General features: G+C 68.1%; 21 protein-coding genes and 2 tRNA genes. 17 read left to right on the top strand and 6 right to left on the bottom strand.

The genetic code is table 11. The features are described 5' to 3' along the window. Positions 1–353: 353 nt before the first annotated feature. The 5 genes from AB0B90_RS29570 to AB0B90_RS29590 all read right to left on the bottom strand — a co-directional run bounded on the left by AB0B90_RS29570 (position 354) and on the right by AB0B90_RS29590 (position 2,850). Positions 354–548 carry a hypothetical protein gene (locus tag AB0B90_RS29570; RefSeq protein WP_350947031.1) on the bottom strand — a complete coding sequence of 65 codons (195 nt, stop codon included), beginning with the start codon at positions 546–548 and terminating at the stop codon, positions 354–356. A gap of 3 nt (positions 549–551) precedes the next feature. Beyond that, complete coding sequence (locus AB0B90_RS29575; RefSeq protein WP_362925841.1) at positions 552–1,352, bottom strand: hypothetical protein; 801 nt, start codon at positions 1,350–1,352, stop codon at positions 552–554. A gap of 5 nt (positions 1,353–1,357) precedes the next feature. Then, on the bottom strand, positions 1,358–2,065 hold the full coding sequence (locus AB0B90_RS29580) for a hypothetical protein (protein WP_350947033.1): 708 nt from the start codon (positions 2,063–2,065) through the stop codon (positions 1,358–1,360). A gap of 224 nt (positions 2,066–2,289) precedes the next feature. Beyond that, a tRNA-OTHER gene (locus tag AB0B90_RS29585) sits at positions 2,290–2,362 on the bottom strand. A 35-nt stretch (positions 2,363–2,397) separates the two neighbouring features. Next, positions 2,398–2,850, bottom strand: coding sequence for a hypothetical protein (locus AB0B90_RS29590; protein WP_350947034.1), 453 nt, complete (start codon positions 2,848–2,850; stop codon positions 2,398–2,400). 112 nt (positions 2,851–2,962) lie between these two features. On the opposite strand from AB0B90_RS29590, the gene AB0B90_RS29595 reads away from it, so the two are divergent. The 17 genes from AB0B90_RS29595 (at position 2,963) to AB0B90_RS29675 (ending at position 19,245) form a co-directional block, all read left to right on the top strand. Then, positions 2,963–3,039 (top strand) — tRNA-Pro (locus tag AB0B90_RS29595). Between the two features lie 177 nt (positions 3,040–3,216). Continuing rightward, a complete protein-coding gene (locus tag AB0B90_RS29600) occupies positions 3,217–3,699 on the top strand; it encodes a hypothetical protein (protein ID WP_362925842.1) in 483 nt (160 codons plus the stop codon). 150 nt (positions 3,700–3,849) lie between these two features. Further along, entirely contained in the window at positions 3,850–5,046 is a 1,197-nt protein-coding gene (locus AB0B90_RS29605; protein ID WP_350947054.1) for an FAD-dependent oxidoreductase, read from the top strand. A 10-nt stretch (positions 5,047–5,056) separates the two neighbouring features. Continuing rightward, the gene (locus AB0B90_RS29610) at positions 5,057–6,409 is read left to right on the top strand and encodes a hypothetical protein (RefSeq protein ID WP_362925843.1); all 1,353 of its coding nucleotides are present in this window, start codon (positions 5,057–5,059) and stop codon (positions 6,407–6,409) included. Positions 6,410–6,444: 35 nt separating this feature from the next. Continuing rightward, positions 6,445–7,452 (top strand): LacI family DNA-binding transcriptional regulator, encoded by a 1,008-nt coding sequence (locus tag AB0B90_RS29615; RefSeq protein WP_350947055.1) that lies wholly within the window; start codon positions 6,445–6,447, stop codon positions 7,450–7,452. 184 nt (positions 7,453–7,636) lie between these two features. Then, the gene (locus AB0B90_RS29620) at positions 7,637–7,876 is read left to right on the top strand and encodes a hypothetical protein (protein WP_362925844.1); all 240 of its coding nucleotides are present in this window, start codon (positions 7,637–7,639) and stop codon (positions 7,874–7,876) included. Positions 7,877–8,375: 499 nt separating this feature from the next. Next, entirely contained in the window at positions 8,376–9,560 is a 1,185-nt protein-coding gene (locus tag AB0B90_RS29625) for a low temperature requirement protein A (RefSeq protein ID WP_350947057.1), read from the top strand. A 9-nt stretch (positions 9,561–9,569) separates the two neighbouring features. Then, entirely contained in the window at positions 9,570–9,842 is a 273-nt protein-coding gene (locus tag AB0B90_RS29630; protein ID WP_350947058.1) for a hypothetical protein, read from the top strand. Between the two features lie 297 nt (positions 9,843–10,139). Further along, the gene (locus tag AB0B90_RS29635; protein ID WP_350947059.1) at positions 10,140–10,370 is read left to right on the top strand and encodes a hypothetical protein; all 231 of its coding nucleotides are present in this window, start codon (positions 10,140–10,142) and stop codon (positions 10,368–10,370) included. Between the two features lie 83 nt (positions 10,371–10,453). Next, complete coding sequence (locus tag AB0B90_RS29640) at positions 10,454–11,368, top strand: RNA polymerase sigma-70 factor (RefSeq protein ID WP_350947060.1); 915 nt, start codon at positions 10,454–10,456, stop codon at positions 11,366–11,368. 46 nt (positions 11,369–11,414) lie between these two features. Continuing rightward, positions 11,415–12,098 (top strand): hypothetical protein, encoded by a 684-nt coding sequence (locus AB0B90_RS29645; RefSeq protein ID WP_362925845.1) that lies wholly within the window; start codon positions 11,415–11,417, stop codon positions 12,096–12,098. Between the two features lie 83 nt (positions 12,099–12,181). Next, on the top strand, positions 12,182–12,376 hold the full coding sequence (locus tag AB0B90_RS29650; RefSeq protein WP_362925888.1) for a helix-turn-helix transcriptional regulator: 195 nt from the start codon (positions 12,182–12,184) through the stop codon (positions 12,374–12,376). A gap of 70 nt (positions 12,377–12,446) precedes the next feature. Then, complete coding sequence (locus tag AB0B90_RS29655; protein ID WP_362925846.1) at positions 12,447–13,199, top strand: SDR family oxidoreductase; 753 nt, start codon at positions 12,447–12,449, stop codon at positions 13,197–13,199. An 8-nt stretch (positions 13,200–13,207) separates the two neighbouring features. After that, positions 13,208–13,618, top strand: coding sequence for a cupin domain-containing protein (locus AB0B90_RS29660; RefSeq protein WP_350947063.1), 411 nt, complete (start codon positions 13,208–13,210; stop codon positions 13,616–13,618). A gap of 115 nt (positions 13,619–13,733) precedes the next feature. Beyond that, complete coding sequence (locus AB0B90_RS29665; RefSeq protein ID WP_350947064.1) at positions 13,734–14,042, top strand: ferritin-like domain-containing protein; 309 nt, start codon at positions 13,734–13,736, stop codon at positions 14,040–14,042. A gap of 171 nt (positions 14,043–14,213) precedes the next feature. Then, on the top strand, positions 14,214–15,326 hold the full coding sequence (locus AB0B90_RS29670) for a hypothetical protein (protein ID WP_362925847.1): 1,113 nt from the start codon (positions 14,214–14,216) through the stop codon (positions 15,324–15,326). A 415-nt stretch (positions 15,327–15,741) separates the two neighbouring features. Next, positions 15,742–19,245, top strand: coding sequence for a hypothetical protein (locus tag AB0B90_RS29675; protein ID WP_362925848.1), 3,504 nt, complete (start codon positions 15,742–15,744; stop codon positions 19,243–19,245). A 255-nt stretch (positions 19,246–19,500) separates the two neighbouring features. On the opposite strand, the gene AB0B90_RS29680 is transcribed toward AB0B90_RS29675, so the two are convergent. Further along, complete coding sequence (locus AB0B90_RS29680; protein ID WP_362925849.1) at positions 19,501–20,541, bottom strand: thiopeptide maturation pyridine synthase; 1,041 nt, start codon at positions 20,539–20,541, stop codon at positions 19,501–19,503.

A 20,541-nucleotide genomic window follows, 5' to 3' on the forward strand; every position in this document is an offset into this window, starting at 1 on the left:
GCCCGCGGTCACTAAACTCTCTCGTCCATCCTGTTTTTGTTCGCCGGGGGGGGGGTGGGCTCCCCCCCCCCCAGGCGGGGGGGGGGCTTCCGGCCCCACCACCCCCCCCCACCGGCTTTTCCCGCACCGCCCTTCCTTCGCCGGCGCGAGGCGCGTCCCAGCGCCCTCGACGCCGGTTTCCTCATGCCCTTGAGTCCGTCGGAGGGGCTTCCCCCGCAGCCGACGGAGATCAGGACAGTCGAAAGGGCCCCGTCCATGTGGACGGAGCCCTTTCCTTCGGCTCCTTCGGCGACCGTGTTCCCGACTCTCGGAGCAGGCTTTCCCCGGTGCGGGGCAGCCCGTGGGCGGAGGGTCTAGCGCCTACGGCGCCAGCCGCCTCCACCCCCGCCGGTCCGCGGACCGGCCGAGCCGATCCCGGCCTGGTGCAGCGCCAGGAGCAGGAGTCCGAGAAGCAGGAAGCCTGTCCCGCTGATCGGGCCGAGTCTGGTGTTGATCAGGTCGAGCAGGAATCCAAGGCCGAAAACGACGGCGGCGGCGATTGCGAGCATGGGTCACCTCGTCCCGGCGGAGATGTTCAGGAGCTGCTCCAAGGTCGCGCGGTAGTCACGCAGAGCGGTCCGGAGATCTTCGGTGTCGTTCTTCTCGGTGTTCTTCCAACGCCCCTGGAGTTCGGTGGCCCGGGTCTCCAGCGCGTTCCTGAGGGAACCCGTGACCTCGTCGAGGAGGGAGTCGGCCCGTTCCACCGCGTCACGCGGATCGTCCACGAAACCGGCCTGGACCTCCTGCCAGCGCCGCCGTACGTCGTCGGCGTCCTGGTCGAACAGGGCCCCGGCCGTGGTGGGCGCGGTGGTGGCGGGCGTCTGGCCGGTCCGCTCGGCGTCGGTGAAGCCCGTGCTCTCGTCGAGCACGTCGTCCGGCCGATCCGCGGTGCTTCCGGGGAGATCGGAGGCGACCGGGGAGTCGTACGCGCCGGTCACCGGTGTACCCGGGGTGGTGGCGAAGGGCTGCGCGTGGGCGAACGGGCTGTCGTTCCTGCCGTCACCGTCGAGGTCACCCGGCACACCGTCGTTCGCCACGTCGCGCCGGTCGTCGTCGAACGAGGCGTCCGATCCGACGGCGGTGTGCCGGTCGTCGCTCGATTCGACGACGAGGACGTCGTCGCGGTCGCTGATCAGCGGGTCGCGCGTCCCGGTGTCCGGGTCGAGGGACGAGGTGTCCGTGCGGCCGGCGTCACCGTGGTGCGGCTCCCGGAACTCGGGGGCGGCCTCCTCGCCGTGGCGCGGCGTGTTCAGGTCGTCCTCGTCCGCCTTGTGGACCAGCCGGTCCTTGTCCGTGCTGAATCGGTCGTTCATTCGGGTCACCGTCCTTGGGGGTCGCGTCGAGGGGCTCGCTCGGCGTCGTCGATGGTCTCGGGCTGGGTGGAGTCCGGGTGCCGGGCGTCTCGGTCGGCGGGAATCGTGGCGTCCCGGTCGGCGGTCTCGGTCCGCCGGGAGTTCCGGTCACCGTTGACCGAGGGTTCCGGGGTCGAGGTGCCGGGGGCCTCGAGCAACTCCTCGAACAGGGCGCGGTAGTGGACCATGGCCTGCCGGAGCTCCTCGGTGGAGGCCTCCTTGCGGGCGGCCCGGGTGCTGATCTCGTGAGCCTGCCGGTAGTGGTCGAGGGTGCGGCCGTGCGCGACCGAAAGGTCGGAGAGCCGCTGCTCGAAGTCCTCGGTCGGGTAGCCCCGCTCCGCCATCACGGACGTGACCAGGTGGTCGGCCTCCGTCACCGCGAAGCCGGGAGCGTCCACGAAACGCTCCTGGACCTCCATCCACTTCTTCGCGTAGACCTCGCGCGTCCCGGCGTCCAGGGCGCGGATGTCGAGGGAGCTGAAGCGCTGCTCGCGGGCGATGAGCTCCTGCTCGGCATCGCGCCGGTTCTCGCGCTCCTGCACGGTACGTTCGTATTCTGGGCCGAAACGGTCGCGAAGCCGGTGTCGGCGTTGCTGCTGCATCACGAAATAGCCGACTGCAGCGATCGCCACCACCGCGACCACGATGACGGCCACCCAGATCACGGTGGACATGTCTGCCTCCGGTCGTGTAGGCGCTTGTACCCGTGCGCTGCCCTGGGGTCAAGGCTCGAAACCGGATGCCAACATCTATGGCGTGCCACTATTTAGACTTGATTTGACGTTTTACCGCGATTTTTCGGGTATTGACCGTTCCTTTGCGGAGTTTCTGATCGTGGCCTCCTCCTCTGGCTTCGGCCGGTTTCCGGTGCTCACCCCTCCGTCCAGCCGAAACCCGGTCGGGACGACGGGCTTTGAACCTGCGCCCCCGTGCCCCCGGCCAAGTGCGCCGCCAAGCTGCGCTACGTCCCGGTCGCCCATCGCCCTCTCGGGCAGGACGTCATGATCTAGTGATCCTCGATGCCCTCAGAGGGCACGGTGACCTCGAGAGCCTTCCTGGCCTCGTTCAGCATCCTCTCGACGAGCCAGTCCCCGGGAGAGGCGGGAACCTCCAGAAAACCCTGGCCCGGCTCGTACGAGATGTCCATCCCGGAGGCGACCAGCCGCCCGGCCCAGCGCAGCGCCGTGTTCAGCTTCTCGGCCGGGATCACCCGCCCCTGCGCCACGGACGAGAGATTCCGCAGGTTCGTCGCGGGTCCGGACTGGTTGTGCGCGCGGTCCAGCTTCCACGGGATGGCCCGCGAGTGGTCGAGCATCGGCTTCGAGAGACCTGCCGCCCGCTTCGCCTGCAAGATCCCCGACTCGCTCACCCCGAACCGCGCGGCCAGCTCCGCGTTCGACAACCCCTGCCCGGCCAGCCGCCGCAACTCCTCCTGGTCGATCAACGCCTTACGCCCCACGGTGCCCCTCGCCCTTCGCGCGATCGCCTGCCCTCGTGGGCGTCGCCGTGTGCGAAGCCCCCTCGATCTGCGCTAAGGTTATGACGTCCCGCCCGAGAGGGCGCAGGACAACCGGGACGTAGCGCAGCTTGGTAGCGCACTTGACTGGGGGTCAAGGGGTCGCAGGTTCAAATCCTGTCGTCCCGACCAGGTTTTTGCTGGTCGGCAAGGGTGTCACGTGATCACGTGACACCCTTTTCCGTTGCTGGGTGACTAACTGAGTGACCAAGGTACTCCTAGCCAGAGCTTGGAGGCGGCTTGTCTCTGCTGTGCGAGCTATGGAGCAGAGAGTCGCCAGTTCTGGCAGCCGTCCCCGAGGAGACCGTAGTGACCAAGCTATGGGCAGTTCGTATCTTCCGGGCGCGAGACACCTACAAGCGAAATGCTTCTGTGGTCATGACTAAGCGCTTCACCGTTGACGGCTGGGATGCTCGGATCACTATTGGAGACATCCCTGATGAGGTGGTCCGTGCGACTGCTGTTGGTGATGCTGCTATTGGATCTCTGCTGGACGAGTACCTCGTGCCGAAGGTCGCTGATCGGCTTGCGGCACGAGACGCCCACATCATCGAGCAAGCGGCAAAGTTCCAACTTCCACAGGAGTGGGCTCAGCAAGATGGTCTCTACACGACGCTTACCGTCTCGCGTTCTGTAGAGGTTGAAGCTGCCGACTCTGAACGCGCCTCCTCGATGCACTTCTGGTTTGACCTGAACAGTGCTCTTCGTGTGGCAGGGGAAGTCCGGCAAGGACGCGATGACCTTCTTGAGCGTCACACAGGTCCTGAGCATGATCTGTCACGCAGATCATGAGACCCGACACCGTGCAGGGGAAGATTCGATTGACACGCTGAACGGCGCATGCTTTGTTTGTAACTAGTTACAGAAACTAGTTACTTTCGAGAGGGCGTAAGCCGTCGAGCCGAGGTCATCAGTTCCCTTTCATTCGCCCCGGCTTAGACGATGAGCGCCGAGATCGGCGACACCCGAAACGACCCGACAAGCCCCACGAAAGACGAGGGAGACCGGATCAGCATGGTCGAGCATGTGGTCGTCATCGGTGCCGGCGTCTACGGTGCGGCGGTGACCGCCGCGCTGACGCGGCGGGGCGCTCGTGTCACGGTCGTTGACGCCGGTGCACCGGCGGCTGGCAGCTCTGGTGCGACGTTCTCGTGGACCAACTCCTGCGGCAAGCAGCCGCGGTCGTACCACGATTTCAGCGTCGCGAGTATGGCGGCCCATCGCAAGCTGGCCACCGACGTGCCTCATGGCGACTGGTACCACGAGGGCGGCAACCTCGAATGGGCCGCCGACGACGCCGGGCGCGAGGCACTGCGCAAGAAGGTTGCGGGCGTCCTCGACTACGGATACGAGGCACGGTGGCTCAGCCGAGCGGAGGCGCTGGGCCTGGAACCGGACATGGACCCCGCCGAGTTGCCGGCAGGCGAGATCGCCTACTTCCCTCGCGAAGGCTGGATCGAGCCGGTGCGCCTGATCGCCCACCTGCTGTCGAGGGCGGTGGCCGGCGGTTCCGAACTGGCGGCGAACGACGCCGTCACCGCACTGGAGGTGACTGCGGGCACGGTGCGCGCCGTGCGGCTCGCCTCCGGCCGGCGGCTCCTCGCGGATGCGGTCGTGAACTGTGCAGGACCCCAGGCCGCCGGGATCGCCGCGCTGGCCGGACTGGTTCTGCCCATGCGCAACACCCGCGGTGTGCTCGTCTGCTCCTCACCGGTCGCGGTATCGGTCTCGCGCGTCATCCATGCCCCGCACGTCCACCTACGCCCGGATGGCGGCGGGCGGCTGCTGCTGCACACCCATGAGATCGACGACACGGCACACGTGTCCGGCACCGGGGAGATCAGCGTCGACCCGTCGGCCATCGACAAGGTGGTCGAGGCCGGTCGTGCGCTGTACCCGGGAATGCGAGCCTCGACCGTGGAAGCCGTCCGGGTCGGTCAACGGCCCATCCCCGGCGACGGCCTGCCGGTACTCGGCCGGGTCGTCGCGCTGCCCAACTTCCACTTCGCGGTCTCGCACAGCGGCGCGACGCTCAGCGTGCACGCCGGCGACCTGGTCGCCGGCGAGGTGCTCGGTGAGGACCACGACGACGCGCTGGCCGCGTTCCGGTTCGAGCGGCCGGCACTGGCGGCCCGGTAACGGAGGGATCATGCGCACGATCGTCCTGCATGGCTGCGACCTGGTCGACGGCACGGGCACGGATCCACGGCACGGGGTGGACATCGTCGTCGCGGGGGGCACCATTCGCGAGATCGTTCCCGCGCGACCGGCTGACGCCTACGGCACGGTGGACGAGATCGTTGACGCGGCCGGAATGCTGATGATCCCCGGACTGATCAACAACCACACACATGGCACCGCGTACGGACCGCTGTTTCCCAGCGGACACGTGGGCCTGCCACACGAGCAGGTCCTCGCCAACCTCGACCGGCACCTGCTGGAAGGGACGACCACGGTGCTCTGCGTGGACGGGTTCGTCACCGCCGAGGCGCTCGCGCGCACCGGTGAAGTGCACCCGATCAACGTCAAACTCGCCTCGTGCAACACCCCGGCGTGCCTGGCGGCGGCGACCATCGCCGACGGCGGCGGCCTCACCGAGGCGAACCGTATGTTCACCGCGCGGCACGCGGTACGCGCCGGCGCGGTCGCGCTCGGCGAGATCGGGGCGGGACACACCCTCGGTGGGGGCGGGGCGAGTTACATGTACATCCCGGCCGAGATCGAGAGACGTACCGGCGTGAAGATCACACCCCGGCAGGCGAACGGGCTGAAGACCGCGGTGCTGGGCCGGCACATCTCGGAGAAGGCGTTCGATCGGGACCGTGTCGAGGAGGCCCTGGCGAGCGCGGGCCTGACTGGCACGCTCTCGGTCGAGGTCACCCGTGAGATCGTCTCCGGCATCGTGCTGCCGGCCTTCGACATCGCCTTGCACGGGCTCGCCGAGGCGGCCGGGCAAGCTCGCGAGGCGGGTGTCCCGGTGCTGGTGCACAACGCGGCGGCATCGATGACCCAGGTCGCCTCCATCGCGGAGACGGACGTGACGCTGATCGCCGGGCACTCCAACCACTCGAGCTTCGAGCTCCGCGAGGCGGTCGAGCACGCCGGACGGCTCAAGGAGATGGGTGCGATCGTGGATGTCTCCACCCTGGACACCTTCGGGGCACAGCGGCTCACAACGGGGCCGGAATTGCTTTATGCGATGTTTTCCGCAGGGGTGGTCGACACGATCTCGACCGACTACGCGGGCGGCCACCACGACCCGATCCTGCTGGCGATCGACCGATCCATCAAGGCGGGTGTGGTGAGTCTGCCGGCGGCGGTCGCGATGGCGACCGCCAACGTCGCGGACGCCATCCCCGGCGTGGCGCCGCGGCGTGGCCGTATCCTGCCGGGAACGATCGCCGACCTCGTGCTGACGGACCCTGCGGAGCTCCACCACGTGGGGATCGTCATGGTCGGTGGCGAGATCGTCGCGAGAGCCGGTCGGCGCGTCGCCGCCTGACCGGCACCGGAACTGCTGGGGGGACCGGGAGAATCATGGTGAAACGAGCGACCATCGGCGACGTCGCCGCGGACGCCGGCGTGTCCACGGCCACGGTCTCCCGCGTCCTCAACGGCGGCGCCGTCACCGAGGCGACCACCACCCGGGTGTGGGAAGCGGTCGCTCGTCTCGAGTACACCCCCAACGCGCTCACCAGGGGCGTCTTCGCCGGACGCTCCAGCACGATCGGAGTCGTCATCCGCGACCTGAGCAGCCCGTTCTACCTGGACCTGATCCGCGGCATCGACGAGGTGGCGGCCGCAAACGACAGCCTCGTCATGCTCGCCAACACCTTCCGTCGCGTCGACCGCGAGGTCGCCCAGGTACGGACCATGGACGAACAGAGGGTGCGTGGCCTGATCGTGACGACCGGCGAAGCGACCGATGGCCGGACACGCCGGATGGCCGAGAACGGCACCCCCTGCGTGATCATCGCGCGCTCCGTGCTGGACGCGCCGCCCGGCATGCACTCGATCAGCTTGGACAACGTCGAGGCCGGGCGGCTGATGGCCGTCCATCTGGCCGGGTGCGGGCGGTCGTCCATAGGCGTCGTGTCCTCGGGACGCCGCACGTCTCAGATCGAGCGCACGGCGGGGCTGAGGCGGGCCCTCGCGGACCTGGGGCTGCCCTTGCCCGAGGACGCGGTGATGGTCGCGGAAACCGAAGACGAGGTGAGCGGTGCCGTCGACACGCTGCTCGTCCGTGGCCGTGATCGCGGCAAGCCATTGGACGCGATCGTCTGCACCACCGGCCGACTCACCGTCGCGGTCCACGCGGCCCTCACCGCTCGCGGCATCGCCATCCCCGGCGACATCGCGTTCGTGACGATGGACGATTTTCCGTGGGCCACCGCGCTCGGGATCACCGTGATCGCCCAGCCCTCCTACCAGATGGGCCTGAAGGCGGGCGAACTCGTCGTCGACCGCCCCAGCGGGCCGGTCGAGTTGGTCTTCGCGCCTACGTTGGTCGCCCGCACCTCGTGCGGCGAGCGCCAGAAGGCCTGATCCCGTACCCGGCAGCTCGACGCTCCCGCCAAGCAGTCCAGCCCCGACTGCGCTGCCCACGGTCGTTCCCCACTCGCCTACCAGCGCAATGTGACCAGGCGTACAGCGGTGTGGGGTCGATCAGCGGGACCGAGCGGATCGTCGGGTGCGGCGGGAGGGGTATGTCCGCGGGCAGCAGGCTGAAGTGCTGCGTGTCGGCTGCCAGGTCTGCCAGGAAGTGGTCCAGTCCGAGATTCGTGCCTTCGGCGTGCTGGTGGATGCCGAAGGCCGTGGCGAAGCGATGCAGGAAGTCCAGCCGGTGGAGCGGGCCGGGGGGCCACAGCACGCCGTCGCGCAACTGTGCCGGACGGACCGCGGGGGCGTCCGCCAGCGGGTGGTCGGCGTGGAGGATCGCGTCCACAGGTTCGAGCCGTACCAGTCGTAGTGGTTCCTGGGTTGGACTCCGGCAAGGAGGAGTTCCACGATGTCGTCGCCGCCCTGCTGTACCGGGGGTCGGCCGTGTTCGCCATGGACGGGCCAGGACAGGGCGCGCTCGCCGCCACCACTACCGTCCGCGCCGACTATCATCACGTGATCGGCCAGGTTGTCGACGCACTCGGCACGCGGAGGGTGGGACTCGCCGGGCTCGGCGGCCACCGCCTTCAGTACAGCCGGATCGACCTCCGGATCCGGGGCGTCGGACGCGGTGTTCTCCTGCCCGCGATCGATGGCGGCCCCGAGCGCCGCCACGGTCGGCGCAGGTGGGCGGGGAGCACCTGCTCGATTTGGCGCGCGCCCGGGCCCCGGCGTCCTCGATCCCCGCGATGCCGGACGCCACGTGCAGGCCCACCGTTGACAACCACCGCGACGAGCTGTCACAGATCGCGGCGCCGTCCGGTCTTCCTTGGCGAACCGGATGCCGTAAGAGCGACAGGAGCGTGAGCGTGCCCTCGACCAGGACCACCGTCCGGATCCGGGTCCAGATGAGCTCCCGGCCCGTCGACGAGCCGCATCGCGCGTCGAGCCAGCTCGAGCTCCTCTTCGATCTCACCTTCGTGATCGCGGTCGCGGCTATCACGGCGCAGTTCGCGCACGCCATCGCTGAAGATCACGGCCTGACCGGGCTGGTCCCGTTCCTCCAGGTGTTCTTCGCCATCTGGTGGGCGTGGATGAACTTCACCTGGTTCGCGTCGTCCTACGACACCGACGACGTTCCATACCGGCTGCTGACCATGGTGCAGATGGCGGGGGTGCTGGTCCTCGCCGTCGGCGTGCCCGCCGCGGTCGGCCACTCCGACTACGGGATCATCACCCTGGGTTACCTCATCATGAGGATCGGGCTTGTCGCCCAATGGCTGAGGGCCGCGTTCGAAGACCCGGCGAGCCGTCGTACGGGGCTCCGCTACGCCGCGGGCATAGGTCTGGTCGAGTTGGGCTGGTTGTTCCGACTCGCTCTCCTGGGGACGGGATTCCTGCCGGCGTCACTCCAGCTGCCGTTCTTCGCCTGCCTGGTCGTCCTGGAGCTGGCGGTGCCGTGGTGGGCGGAGCGAGTCAGGGCAACCACCTGGCACCCGCACCATATCGCCGAGCGCTACGGCCTGTTCACGATCATCCTGCTGGGCGAGAGTGTCCTGGCCGCGAGCAGAGGAGTTGAAGCGGCGCTCGAAGCGGCTCCCCTCGTCGCCATCGCCGGATCCGGTCTCGTCCTGCTGTTCGCCATGTGGTGGCTGTACTTCCTGGTCAAGGCAGGGGAGGGGCTCAGCGACCGGCGTCATCGGTCGTACTGGTGGGGGTACGGCCACTTCGGCGTCTTCGCCGCGCTGGCGGCTCTTGGCGCCGGTCTCGAGGTGGCGGTGGAGCAGAGCGGGCGCCAGGTGGCGGCATCGCCGACGGCGATCGGCTACGCGGTCGCCATCCCGGTCGGGGTGTATCTCATCCTGCTCCGGGTGGTGCATGCGCTGGTCGACGCGGACTCCGTCATCCCCCGCCCTGCCGTGGCAGGGTGCGTCGGCGCCGTCGTGTTGTCGCCGCTCGCGGCGCCCTGGATCGGGGTGGCCGCCGTGGTCGGGCTGATCGCGGCCGCCTGCGTCGCGCTGGTCGCCGTCGCCCTCTGGGCGGCCCGTAGCTGAAGGAGCGTCATGTACGCATCAGAGAACAGAATCGCCACGTCCGTCCTGGTCATCGGGACCGGAGGGGCCGATCTGCGGGCGGCCGTCGACACCGCGATCGAGCGCCGCGAGACCCGTGGCTGCCGCAACCGCTCCGACGACCCGGAACTCGACCCCGCACCGCAGGTCAACCTCGGGTGGTCCGGCCCCGGATCGGTGGAGCGGGAGAGCATCCCGCCGATTCCCGCCGAGATCGCGGCGTTCATGCGCGAGGTCTCAACCGTGGGAAAGCTCGTCGAATAGCCGGATCTTGTCACAAATGCCGGGGCTGTCCTGTCTTAGCTGGCGATCGGGCCACACCGCTGAACGGGGGAGGTTGTTGTGACCGCGTTGCCGATGGTCGCCGAGTCCGGCGATGTCGCGGGCTGGACCGCCGACGTCTGGAATGCGGCTGCTCGATGTGGGCGCGGGAGTCGGCGGGCCGGCGGCCTGGGCCGCCGAACGGTTCGGGGCCCGGCCAATCCCGATCGAGCCGATGCCGGCCGCCGACCGGCTGATCCACGCGGTCAGCAGGCCGGCTGTACATCCCTTGGAGGAGACATGACCACCCCGAACGGTGAGAACGAGTTCCTGTACGAGCTCCACGTCGAGATCGAGGAGGAGCTGATCATCGCCGAGGCGAGCCATCCGGAAGAGGAGGTGTGGCGGCCGGTCACCGAGTGGCTGTACGACCCGACGGACGTCGAGCGCGAGAAGATCGCTCTGCGGGGGCTGCGCGACGCGGTCAAGGTGCTGGAGGACGGCTCGCGGCCTCCCAGCCCGACGCCGTGACAGCGACTATCCTCGACGCTGTGGACCACGCGCGAGGCTGACGAACCCCTGCCCAGGCCAACGGGTGAATCGATGTGGGGCACATGAACACGGAATCCCTGAAACAGGCGGGCGCTCTCGATCGGGCGGCGTCCGCTTTCATCGAGCTGCGCCCGCGGCTGTTCGGCATCGCCTACCGGATGCTGGGCAGCGCGGCCGAGGCCGAGGACATCGTCCAGGAGGTGTGGCTGCGCTGGCAGGACACCGACCGCGAGACCATCGAGAACCCGGCGGCCTTCCTGGCGCTGGTCACCACCCGGCTGGCCATCAACCTGGCGCAGTCGGCGCGCATGCGGCGGGAGTCCTACATCGGCCCCTGGCTGCCGGAACCCGTGGACACCAGTCTGGACCCCACTGTCGGCGCCGAACGCGGCGAAGCGCTGGAGCTGGCCTTTCTGCTCCTGCTGGAGAAGCTCAATCCCACCGAGCGCGCCGCTTACGTCCTGCGCGAAGCCTTCGACTACCCCTATCCGCAGATAGCGGAGATCCTGCGGCTCACCCCGGTCAATGTCAGGCAGATCGTGAGCCGCGCCCGCAGGCGCCTGACCGCCGTACGCCACGAGCCCATCGACAGGCTCCAGCACCGGCGCCTTCTGGAGACGTTCCTCGACGCCGCCCAGACGGGAAACGTCGGCGCCTTGGAGAAGCTCTTCGCCTCCGACGTCGTCAGCTCCTCCGACGGCGACGGCATCAGGGGATCGGCCAAGTTCCCCGTGCTGGGCAATGAGCGGGTGGCCAGGTTCGTGGCCGCGTTCTCACCACGGTTCTGGCCGGGCGCCGCCGTCACGTGGGTCGAGATGAACGGGCTGCCGGGCGTGCTCGTCACCCGGGACGGCAGCGGCGTCGCCCTGCTCGCCATCGAGGCCTCCAGGGAGGGGATCCACCACCTGTTGTGGATCCTCAACCCGGCCAAGATCGAGGCCTTCGAGCGGTCTCGCAGCCGCTTTGTCACAACGTAACGGGCTGTCCGGTCTTATCTGCCAACAATGAAGGGGGCGGCAGATCATGACCGAGGCGGGCGCCGAGTCGCTGGCGGAGATGCTCGACGAACGGCAGCACCTGCTCGAGATCGCTCTGTGCATGTTCGGCTCGGACACCACGGCCGACCACGTCGTCCAGGAGACCTATCGCCGCTGGTACGCCCTCGACGAGGAGGAGCGCGCCGCCATCGCGGTGCCGCGCGCCTGGCTGACGCGGACAGCGGGAAGCATCTGCCTGGAGCTCCTCGCCGACCCCAACCCCGACCCCGACCACGTGCCCGGCGGCCGGGTGCCCCGGGCCCAGCCCGTGCCGTACCCGGCCTCGCACCGGGCCGGGTACGGCCCGGAGATGCTCGCCAGGCACGAGCGGGTGGCCCGCCGGTTCGCCGCGGCCTGCCAGGCGGGCGACACCGAGGCGCTGCGGGAAGTCCTGGCCGCCGACGCGATCGTCGTCAGCGATGGCGGCGGCAAGGTGCGCGTCGCCGTACGGCCGACTTACGGTGCGGACGCGGTCGCGCGGGTCGTCACGGCGTTGCTGATCGACCAGCCGGGAACCGAGCCGGCCATCGGATCGGTGAACGGCGGGACGGGGCTCGTGCTGCGGCGGGCGGGCAAGGCCGTGGCGGTGGTCAGCGTGAGCGTGGCCGGAGCAGAGGTCACGGCGGTGTGGATCATCCTGAACCCCGACAAACTCCAGCGTTGGCACTGAAGGGCATACCGGCGCACGACCTCAAGGGCCTGGGCGGGCGCCGCTCGCGCGGTGTCCGGTAGGCCGACCGCGGGCTGGACAGCCTGACCGCCTCCGAGACGCAGATCATCAGGCTCGTCGCCGGCGGCGCCACCGACAAGCAGGTCGCCGATCGGCTCCACCCGCCGCCGCACACGGTCAGCACACACCTCCGGCATGCCTTCACCAAGCTCGGGGTCGGCTCGCGTGTCGAGCTCACCAAGCTTCTCCTCGAACACGAGGCCGCCTGTCACAAGTGAGGGGGCTGCCTTGTCTTAACTGACGATGCGGGCGCACTACAGCGCCCAGAGAGGCAGAAGGGTGCCAACAATGAAGATCGTGGTGATCGGCGGGACCGGGCTCATCGGGTCGAAGCTGGTGAAGAAGCTGGGCGAGCACGGCCACGAGGCCGTGGCCGCGTCGCCGAACACCGGCGTCAACACGCTGACCGGGGAGGGCCTGGCCGAGGTGCTGAAGGGCGCCCAGGTCGTGATCGACGTGTCGAACTCGCCCTCGTTCGAGCGCGAGGCCGTCATGAAGTTCTTCCAGACCTCCACCGGCAACCTGCTGGCGGCCGAGGCGGCCGCGGGGGTGGGCCATCACGTGGCGGTGTCGATCGTGGGGACCGACCGGATGCCGGAGAACGGCTACTTCGCGGCGAAGATCGCCCAGGAGGAGCTGATCGAGAAGTCGGGAATCCCGTTCTCGCTGGTGCACTCCACCCAGTTCTTCGAGTTCACCCGCGGCATCGCCGACGAGGGCACGGTCGACGGCAAGGTGCACATCGCGCCGGTGCTGTTCCAGCCGATCGCGGGCGACGACGTGGCTCAGGCGGTCGGCAGGACCGCGGTGGGGACGCCGCTGAACGGCCGGATCGAGATCGCCGGACCGACCCGGTACAAGATGGATGAGTTCTTCCGCGAGGCGTTGGCCGCCTGGGGCGACACCCGCGAGGTCGTCGTCGACTCGCAGGCACGCTACTTCGGCAGCCTGCTCGGCGAGCGGTCGCTGGTGCCCGCTGACGGCGCGCAGCTCGGCACCATCACCTACAAGGACTGGCTCGACCGGTCCAACGCGAAGTAGGCGGGGCGATGGACAAGCCGCGATCGACCGCGTGGCAGACGGCGCTGACCGTGCTGCAGGAGGCGCAGCCTCCGTTCATCCCCGAGGGCGCGCACGCGATGACCGTGGTCATCGAGTACCCGCCCGGAGACCCTGGCGCGCCGCCGCATCGCCACCCGGGTCCCGCCTTCGGCGTCGTCCTCGAGGGCGAGATGCTGATGGAGCTGGAAGGAGAGCCGGAGCGGGTGATCCGCGCCGGCGAGGCGTTCTGGGAGCCGGGTGGCGACGTCATCCACTACCAGGACGGCAACAATCGCGACGATGTCCCGGTACGGTTCACGGTCACCATGCTGTGCGAGCCGGGCAAGCCGATGTTCACGCTGGTGGAAGAGGCCGAGCTGGCCCAGCGCAAGGACCGCCGCGGCCCACGCCCGTCCTGAACCCCGGCGAAGTATCCGCAGCGTGACGGCACCGGCTGCCGTCATCGCTGCCTGACCCCAGGATCGAACCAGACCGCCGGCCCACCGGCCGGCGGTCCGATCCGCTGTGGAGGTGGTGAGCGGCGTCTTCGTGGAGGAGATGCTGCATCTGGCGCTGGCGGCGAACCTGCTCAACGCCGTCGGCGGCGCGCCGCGCCTGGACATGCCGGGGATGCCGCCGCCGCACCCGCGCAAGTTGCCGCACGGCGATCTGGAGGTGTCGCTGGTGCCGTTCGGCGCGGAGGCGGTGGAGATGTTCCTGCGTCTGGAACAGTCCACACCGCCCGGCGCGCCACCGGAGGACGACAACTACGAGAGCGGTGCCACGGGACAGCGCGTCTGGCATCGAGACGTCCATGGTGAAACCGAGGCAGGCACGCATTGAGGTGACCTCGGAAAACAATTCAGACTGATTGTGCCGCGGGCTTGACGTGATGTGACGAGCGTCATGTCACAAGCCGCCTGCCGCACTTTGTCTCTGTAGTGACAGTCCATGAGTCACCTCCGCGCAAAGGGCGCGACGGACATCGATTCGAGAGACGATGCGGGAGAAGAAATGCTCATCAAGAAGAGGTTGTTCATCGCGCTGGTGACGCTGGTCGCCTGTGCCGCCGCTCCTGGTGGAATGACGGCGCCCGCACCGGCTTCGGCCGACGACGGTGACGCCTCGATCAGTTCCTGGGGTTTTCCCGGTGAGGGATCCGACTGGCAGCCGGTGACCTATGCCGGTGGGCAGATCACCAGCAGGTCCACTCCGGGAGAGGCGCGCGACAACCGTGGCAACATCCTGCACGCCTGGCGCGGCGCGGACAACGACTCCATCTGGATCTCGTTGAACAACGGGCCGGCGTACTCACTGCCCAACGCGCAGACGTGGACTCCTCCGAGGGTGATCTGGACCGACGACGGGGGTCGCGGAAACTTCCGGATCTTCCACACCGGTACCGAGGGCCACGTCTACCAGCACCGCGTCCAGCTCAGCGCGAGCTACCAACTGCCCGGCACCCTGCCCAACTGGACCAGGATCCCCAACGACACGCGCACCACCAACACCGAGCCCGTGGCGGTTGCCGCGCTCCCCGGCAACTCCTTCATGCTCGCCTGGAACAGCCAGTCCACCGATGACATCTGGACGATGTACTACAACGGCGAAACCGCGACCTACAGCGCGCCCGGCATCGTGCCGGGTGCGCAGAGCAAGGACGCGCCGGGACTGGCCGCCCAGGTGGACACCGACAACGACCCCGCTCCCTGGAACCAGGTCGTTCTCGCCTTCACGGGCACCAATAACTACGTGTACATGTCGCGGCAGCGGTACGGGACCGGCAACTGGACGAATCCGTTCCGGGTTTATGCGACAGGCACCCCCGGCTACACGAGGAATGGCCCGTCCGTCGCGCTCTCCCGAAGCGGTTACGGCGTCATCACCATTACCGAGGACCGCGACAACACCATCGGGAGTTACATGATCTCGCGCGACGGTGGGTGGAGCGGTTATTACGAGGAGAACAGCTTCGCACTCTCCCCGGGCAGAACTCCGCTGGCCGTGGTAGCCGGTACCGATGTCTATTACGTCATCAACGGTTCAGCCGGCGGCAAGAGCGGCGTGCTGTGGAAGAAGGTCTACGACTTCGCGGCGATGCCCACGCCGTCGGCCCCGCAGTGGTGAAGCCGGTAAACGCTTAGCCGGACGGCGCCATCGTCGCCGACGTCGACGCCGGCGCCCGGCGCCGGCGTCCTACTCGGAAAGAGATCACGTGAGACTGCTTCGACCAGCGGCGGCCGTGTCATCCGTGTTATCCGGCCTGCTGCTCTTATTATCGTCGCCGGGCATCGCCCCGGCGGCATCCGCTTCCCCGACGCCCTTGACCGCGGCTGCCACGGCGGAGGACTCGCCGTCGGCCGGACCGGGAGCGTCCGGCCCGGACCTGAGTGTCACCAACCGCACAACCCCGACGGCCGGTCTACCGGACTGGTCACGCGCAGGATACCGAGGCGGCCAGAAGCTGCCCGAGGGCGATACGGATCTGACCGACGACGCCTCCTGCCGTATCTCGCCGGAAAAGCTTGCTTCCTCCTACGGGGTGACGGCGGACGACGGGGCCGACGACACCGCCGGACTGCAGAAGGCGATCGACCACATCAAGAGCGTCTGCTCGCCGAACGCCAACTTCAACCGGCTCTCGCTCGTCGAGCTGCCTTCCGGCCGGCTCGACATCACCCAGCAGATCTACGTCGACGCCGGATTCCTGATCGTACGGGGCAAGGGGGCCGGCGACGGCGGCACCCGGCTGGTGTTCAGACCCGGCCTCCGGACCCGCTACGACCAGGTGATCAACGGTCGGTGGGACCAGGAGAGCATGATTGCCGGTACCGCCCCCGACATCGGCAAGGGTGGCTGGATCTGGCCTGGGCGAGGCATGTTCCGGGTCCAGACCCGGGAGGTGGCGGCCCGGTACGAGGATGACTGGGAGCTGGCGTCGAGCCTGCCCATGCGCAAGGACCTCTACGAGGGCAGCATCAACCAGCACTGGGCCTCCGGCTTCAAGGTGGCCGCGGCGGACGGGGACCCGGGCTTCTCGGCACGGGCGGGAAGCGCGGTCGTGCGGCTGGACGCGAAAGCCGACATGACCAAGTTCAAGCCGGGCGGCTATGTCTGGGTGGGCGCGGCCAACAGCCGGAAGTTCTACGCGCAGCAGGGCATCACCGACCAGAGCATGATCGAGGCGCTCCACATGCGGCAGGAGATGTTCCGGCTCAGCCGCATGGACGCCACGGCCAAGACGATCACGCTGGACCGGCCGCTGGAGTGGGACCTGCCGGTCGACTCCGAATCGGACGGCTCCGAACCGCTGAACGGCAACGGCACCCCGTACGCCAGCAAGGTCACGCCGCTGAAGGTGGTCGAGGGTGTCGGGTTCGAGGACTTCGCCTTCACCCAGGACATGAACGGCCTGCCGAAGATCGGTGGCCAGGAGACGTACTCGCTCACTCCCGAGCAGGCCGTGCACAACTACGGCAACATGGCGCCCGAGTACGCCATGCACGGCATCGTGTTCAAGTGGGCGGCCAACAGTTGGGCGCGCGGGCTGAAAGCCACGATGACCGGCTCACACCCGATCGTCACCGAGGTGGCGCGCAACCTGCAGATCGAGCGCAACAGCTTCGACGGCGCCTGGAACAAGGGCAAGGGCGGCAACGGCTACCTGCGCGGCAGTCGCGTGTGGGACTCGCTGTGGGCGCACAACCTCAGCCGCAACCTGCGCCATTTCACCTTCCAGTGGTCGGCCGGCGGCAACGTCGCCTTCCGCAACGACCTCGACTCCGACCTGAACCTGCACGGCGGCTGGGAGCACGACAACCTGTTCGAGCAGAACACGGTGCGAGTCCCCTATGAGCACCGCTCGGCCAGTTGCTCGGCCAACTGTGGTGGTGAGGGCGGCGAGATCGACGAGGGCACCTGGTATCCGATCTGGTGGGCGGCCGGCCCCAAGGCGGGCAAGTGGGCCGGCTCCTCCGGGCCGCAGAACGTCTTCTACGACAACACGCTGAGCAAGCAGACCACCGCGGGCGGGCCGTTCGAACCGTACAGGCCGTACGGCGCCCAGGCCGGTACCGCCTTCCAGTTCGGATCGAACGACTCCGACCCGCGCACGTTCCTGCCCCTGCGCCAGAACGGGCAGGCGATCACGGACTGGACCGAACGGGAGACCCTGAACTACCGGGGCAACGGAGTGGCCACCCTCGACGTGGGGAATCGGCACTCACTGTTCCTCCGCGACACCGGCGGCGAAATTCCCCCACGTGACCCAGAGCTCGTCGAGATCAAGGCGGCCACCTGGAACATGGCCGGCGCGTCCTCGCAACACCATGGCGACAGGTACGCGACCGCACTGCCCTCCCTGCATACGCAGGAGAATCCTCCCAGGGAGAACGACATCCTGGCCCTACAGGAAACCGGCTATCCCGCCGACCGGCACTATTGGGCCAAAGACGCCATCGCGCAGGCCGACTACGTCAAGAGGATGCGGGACGGCAGCACGAACGCGCCTCCCGTCGAGGAGATCTGGCTCAGCCGAACCAGCGGAGGCCGCAGAGGGGGCTACCTCTACTGGCTGAACACGAACGTCGACACCGGCTCCGGCAACCCGGAAAAGATCAATCTGGCCGTCTGGACTCGGAGAAGTGTCCAGCAGAACGAGATATTCGTCGTCCCCGGAGCGACCAGGAACGGCGTGCACGAGGGCAAGTCCCGTCCCGCGCTCGGCGTCAACTATTGCGGTGTCGTCTACTTCACCTGGCACGGGGCAGCGGAAGGCGGAACGGACAACGCCACGATGCTGAGGAACATCAAGAGTCGTATGGAGAACGCCGGCCCGAACGGGCAGCCGCTGCGCTGGGTGGTCCTCGGCGACTTCAACATGGAGGCTTATGGACAGGCAGGATTGATAAACGCCCTCGGCGGTGACTCCCATCAGTTCGACATACTGTCCTCGAGCGGGCCGACCCGCCCCGTCACGGGACGCACCATCGACTACGCCGTCACGCAGAACAGCGTCACCCCGGTGCTCTACAGGGGTTACGGGTTCGGGACGCCGATAACCGACTTCGAACTGTCGGACCACCGTCCCGTCGAATACGACTTCTCCTATCCCACCGACGATCAGAGATGCACGACGTCCAAGCCGGCGCAGCGGGCGAAGGCCGTTCCGCGAACAACGCAGAATCTCAGAAGCGCATCCAGCACCCGCTCTCCCTACCCTTCGGGTGCGGGGACACAGCCCGGCAGTAGTCGCCTCAAGACCAGGATGTTCGCCCGCTCCGAGCAGAGCGCGCACAATTTCCGCTTCCTGGCCGCCGCTGACCACCCAGGTCACTACCGCGTGCTGCACAGCGTCACGCGTACCTATCTGGGCCAGGAATTCGGCCGTGCCGACGCGCCGGCGGTTCTCCAAGGCTCCGACGAGGGCGACTCCCAGCTCTGGCAGTTGCTGGACATGGGTGACGGCACATGGATCCTGCTGAACAAGGCCACCGGTCAGGCGTTGACCGCCCTGGATCGCGCGGACGGCGAAGAACTGGTGGGCCGTGATCTCGTCGACGAATTCGACCCCGGGCAACGCTGGTTCCTTCAGGACGCCGAGAACGAGGCGCTGGACGTCGACGAGATCGTCACCGGCGCAGGCTCGGCCATGACCGTGCAGGACTCCGATCCGGAGCCGGGCACCCCGGTGGTGCTCGAACCCGACAGCGGCGGTCCCGAAGAAGAATTCCTGCCCATATACGCTGACAAGACCGAGGATTTCTACTGCTACTACCTCGTCCACAAGGGACTGTACGTCAATTCAACGGCCACCGATCCCGCGGTCGGCGATGGTAACCGGCTCACACTGAACGAATTCCGCGCCAATGACGGCGGCTACGTGTTCTGCACCCCTCTCGCCGACAGGCACGCATCGCAGCCGACGACGGTGGGTCAGTACGACGCGCAGGCCCGCTTCCTCAATCTCGGCGCCATCGGCCCAGGTTCGCTGGCTCTGAGCTCGTCCTACGGGCTCACATGGAACTGGAAAGCACTCCAGAGCTGATCGCCGGCCCCGTTCTCCGGGGTCTGTCCAGTGAACCGCTCACGGAACGGGCGCGCGTAACAGGTATGGATGCAGCTGAATATGAACGGGAGGGAGACTGCGAGTGCTGCGGCAGCAGCGAGTGTGTCCAGGCGCTTCTTGAAGATCTTGTCCATGGTTTGGGCGCCCTTGGTGAGGGAGGGCCTGTTCTCGTGTCGGTGGACGTGCACGCCTGCCGACGACCGGCGCCCCGTGGTCGCCGGTTGGCCCGTCCCGCTAGCCGAGGGTGTAGCGGCGCATCGACTCCAGGCCGGAGACGCCGTAGACCTCCTCGACCGCGTTCGCGAGCAGGTGGCAGGTGCGGAAGCGGTCGAGCGGGGTCAGGCCGAGCCTTGTCAGGTGCAGGTAGGTGTAGTTGAGCACCACCCGGTAGCGCAGGAAGTCGGGGCGGGTGAACATGTCGCGGCGGTAGTCGGGGGTGCCGAACATCAGGGTGTGCAGTTCGCCCCTCGTTTCCGCCGGGGCGTCGTCCATGGTCGGCAGCAGGTGCACCACGCGGTCGGCCCTCGCGCGGTAGGTCTCCACGAGCGCCGCCCACTCCCGGACGAACGGGCTGTCCCCGTCCGCGTCGATGGTGTCCACGACCTGCCTGACCCGTTGGGTGAGCTGGGTGCGGCGGGAGTCGTACACCTCGTCGAAGGAGCGCCGGGCGGCCTCGGGGTCCTTGGTCCACGGGAGGAAGCCCTCGGCGTGCACCCGGAAGGACAGGTAGCTGCGCTCGATCGGATGGGAGGTGTGTGCGACCGTCAGCAGCAGGGCCATGGCCAGGTCCGGCTTGGTGTCGCGGCCGTCGCGGCAGTGGTCGAGCATCGTGAACAGGAGCGGGGTGCTGTCGCTGTAGAACGCGGTGAGCAGGTCGACGGCCTCGTCGCCGCCCAGGACGTGGCGGCGGTCGTCGAACGGGAACTCGACGATCGAGTTGTCGGCGGGCCACGGGGTGAGCGGGCCGTGTTCCTGCTCGCGTGCGGCCATGAGGCGGTGCCGCGCCAGGCTCTCGGCCTGGTCCACCACGTACGTCGACGGGTGGTCGCGCAACCATCCGCCGACGACGGTGTCGATGCGAGGGCGCACCGCCTCCTCCCACGTTCGCCGGTCGGTTTTCACGTTGACGCGCAGGTGGGGGCCCTGCCGCCAGTGGCGCACCACGTACGCCGCCTCGACATGGTCGCGGATGTCGGCCAGCAGGGGCCGGACGGCGTCGAGGATCAGGGAATCCTTGTCCGGCTCGTGGTAGAAGACGTGGACACTGTGCCACAT

Origin of the sequence: Streptosporangium sp. NPDC049078, from assembly GCF_040648855.1 — a bacterium.
Classification (GTDB): domain Bacteria; phylum Actinomycetota; class Actinomycetes; order Streptosporangiales; family Streptosporangiaceae; genus Streptosporangium.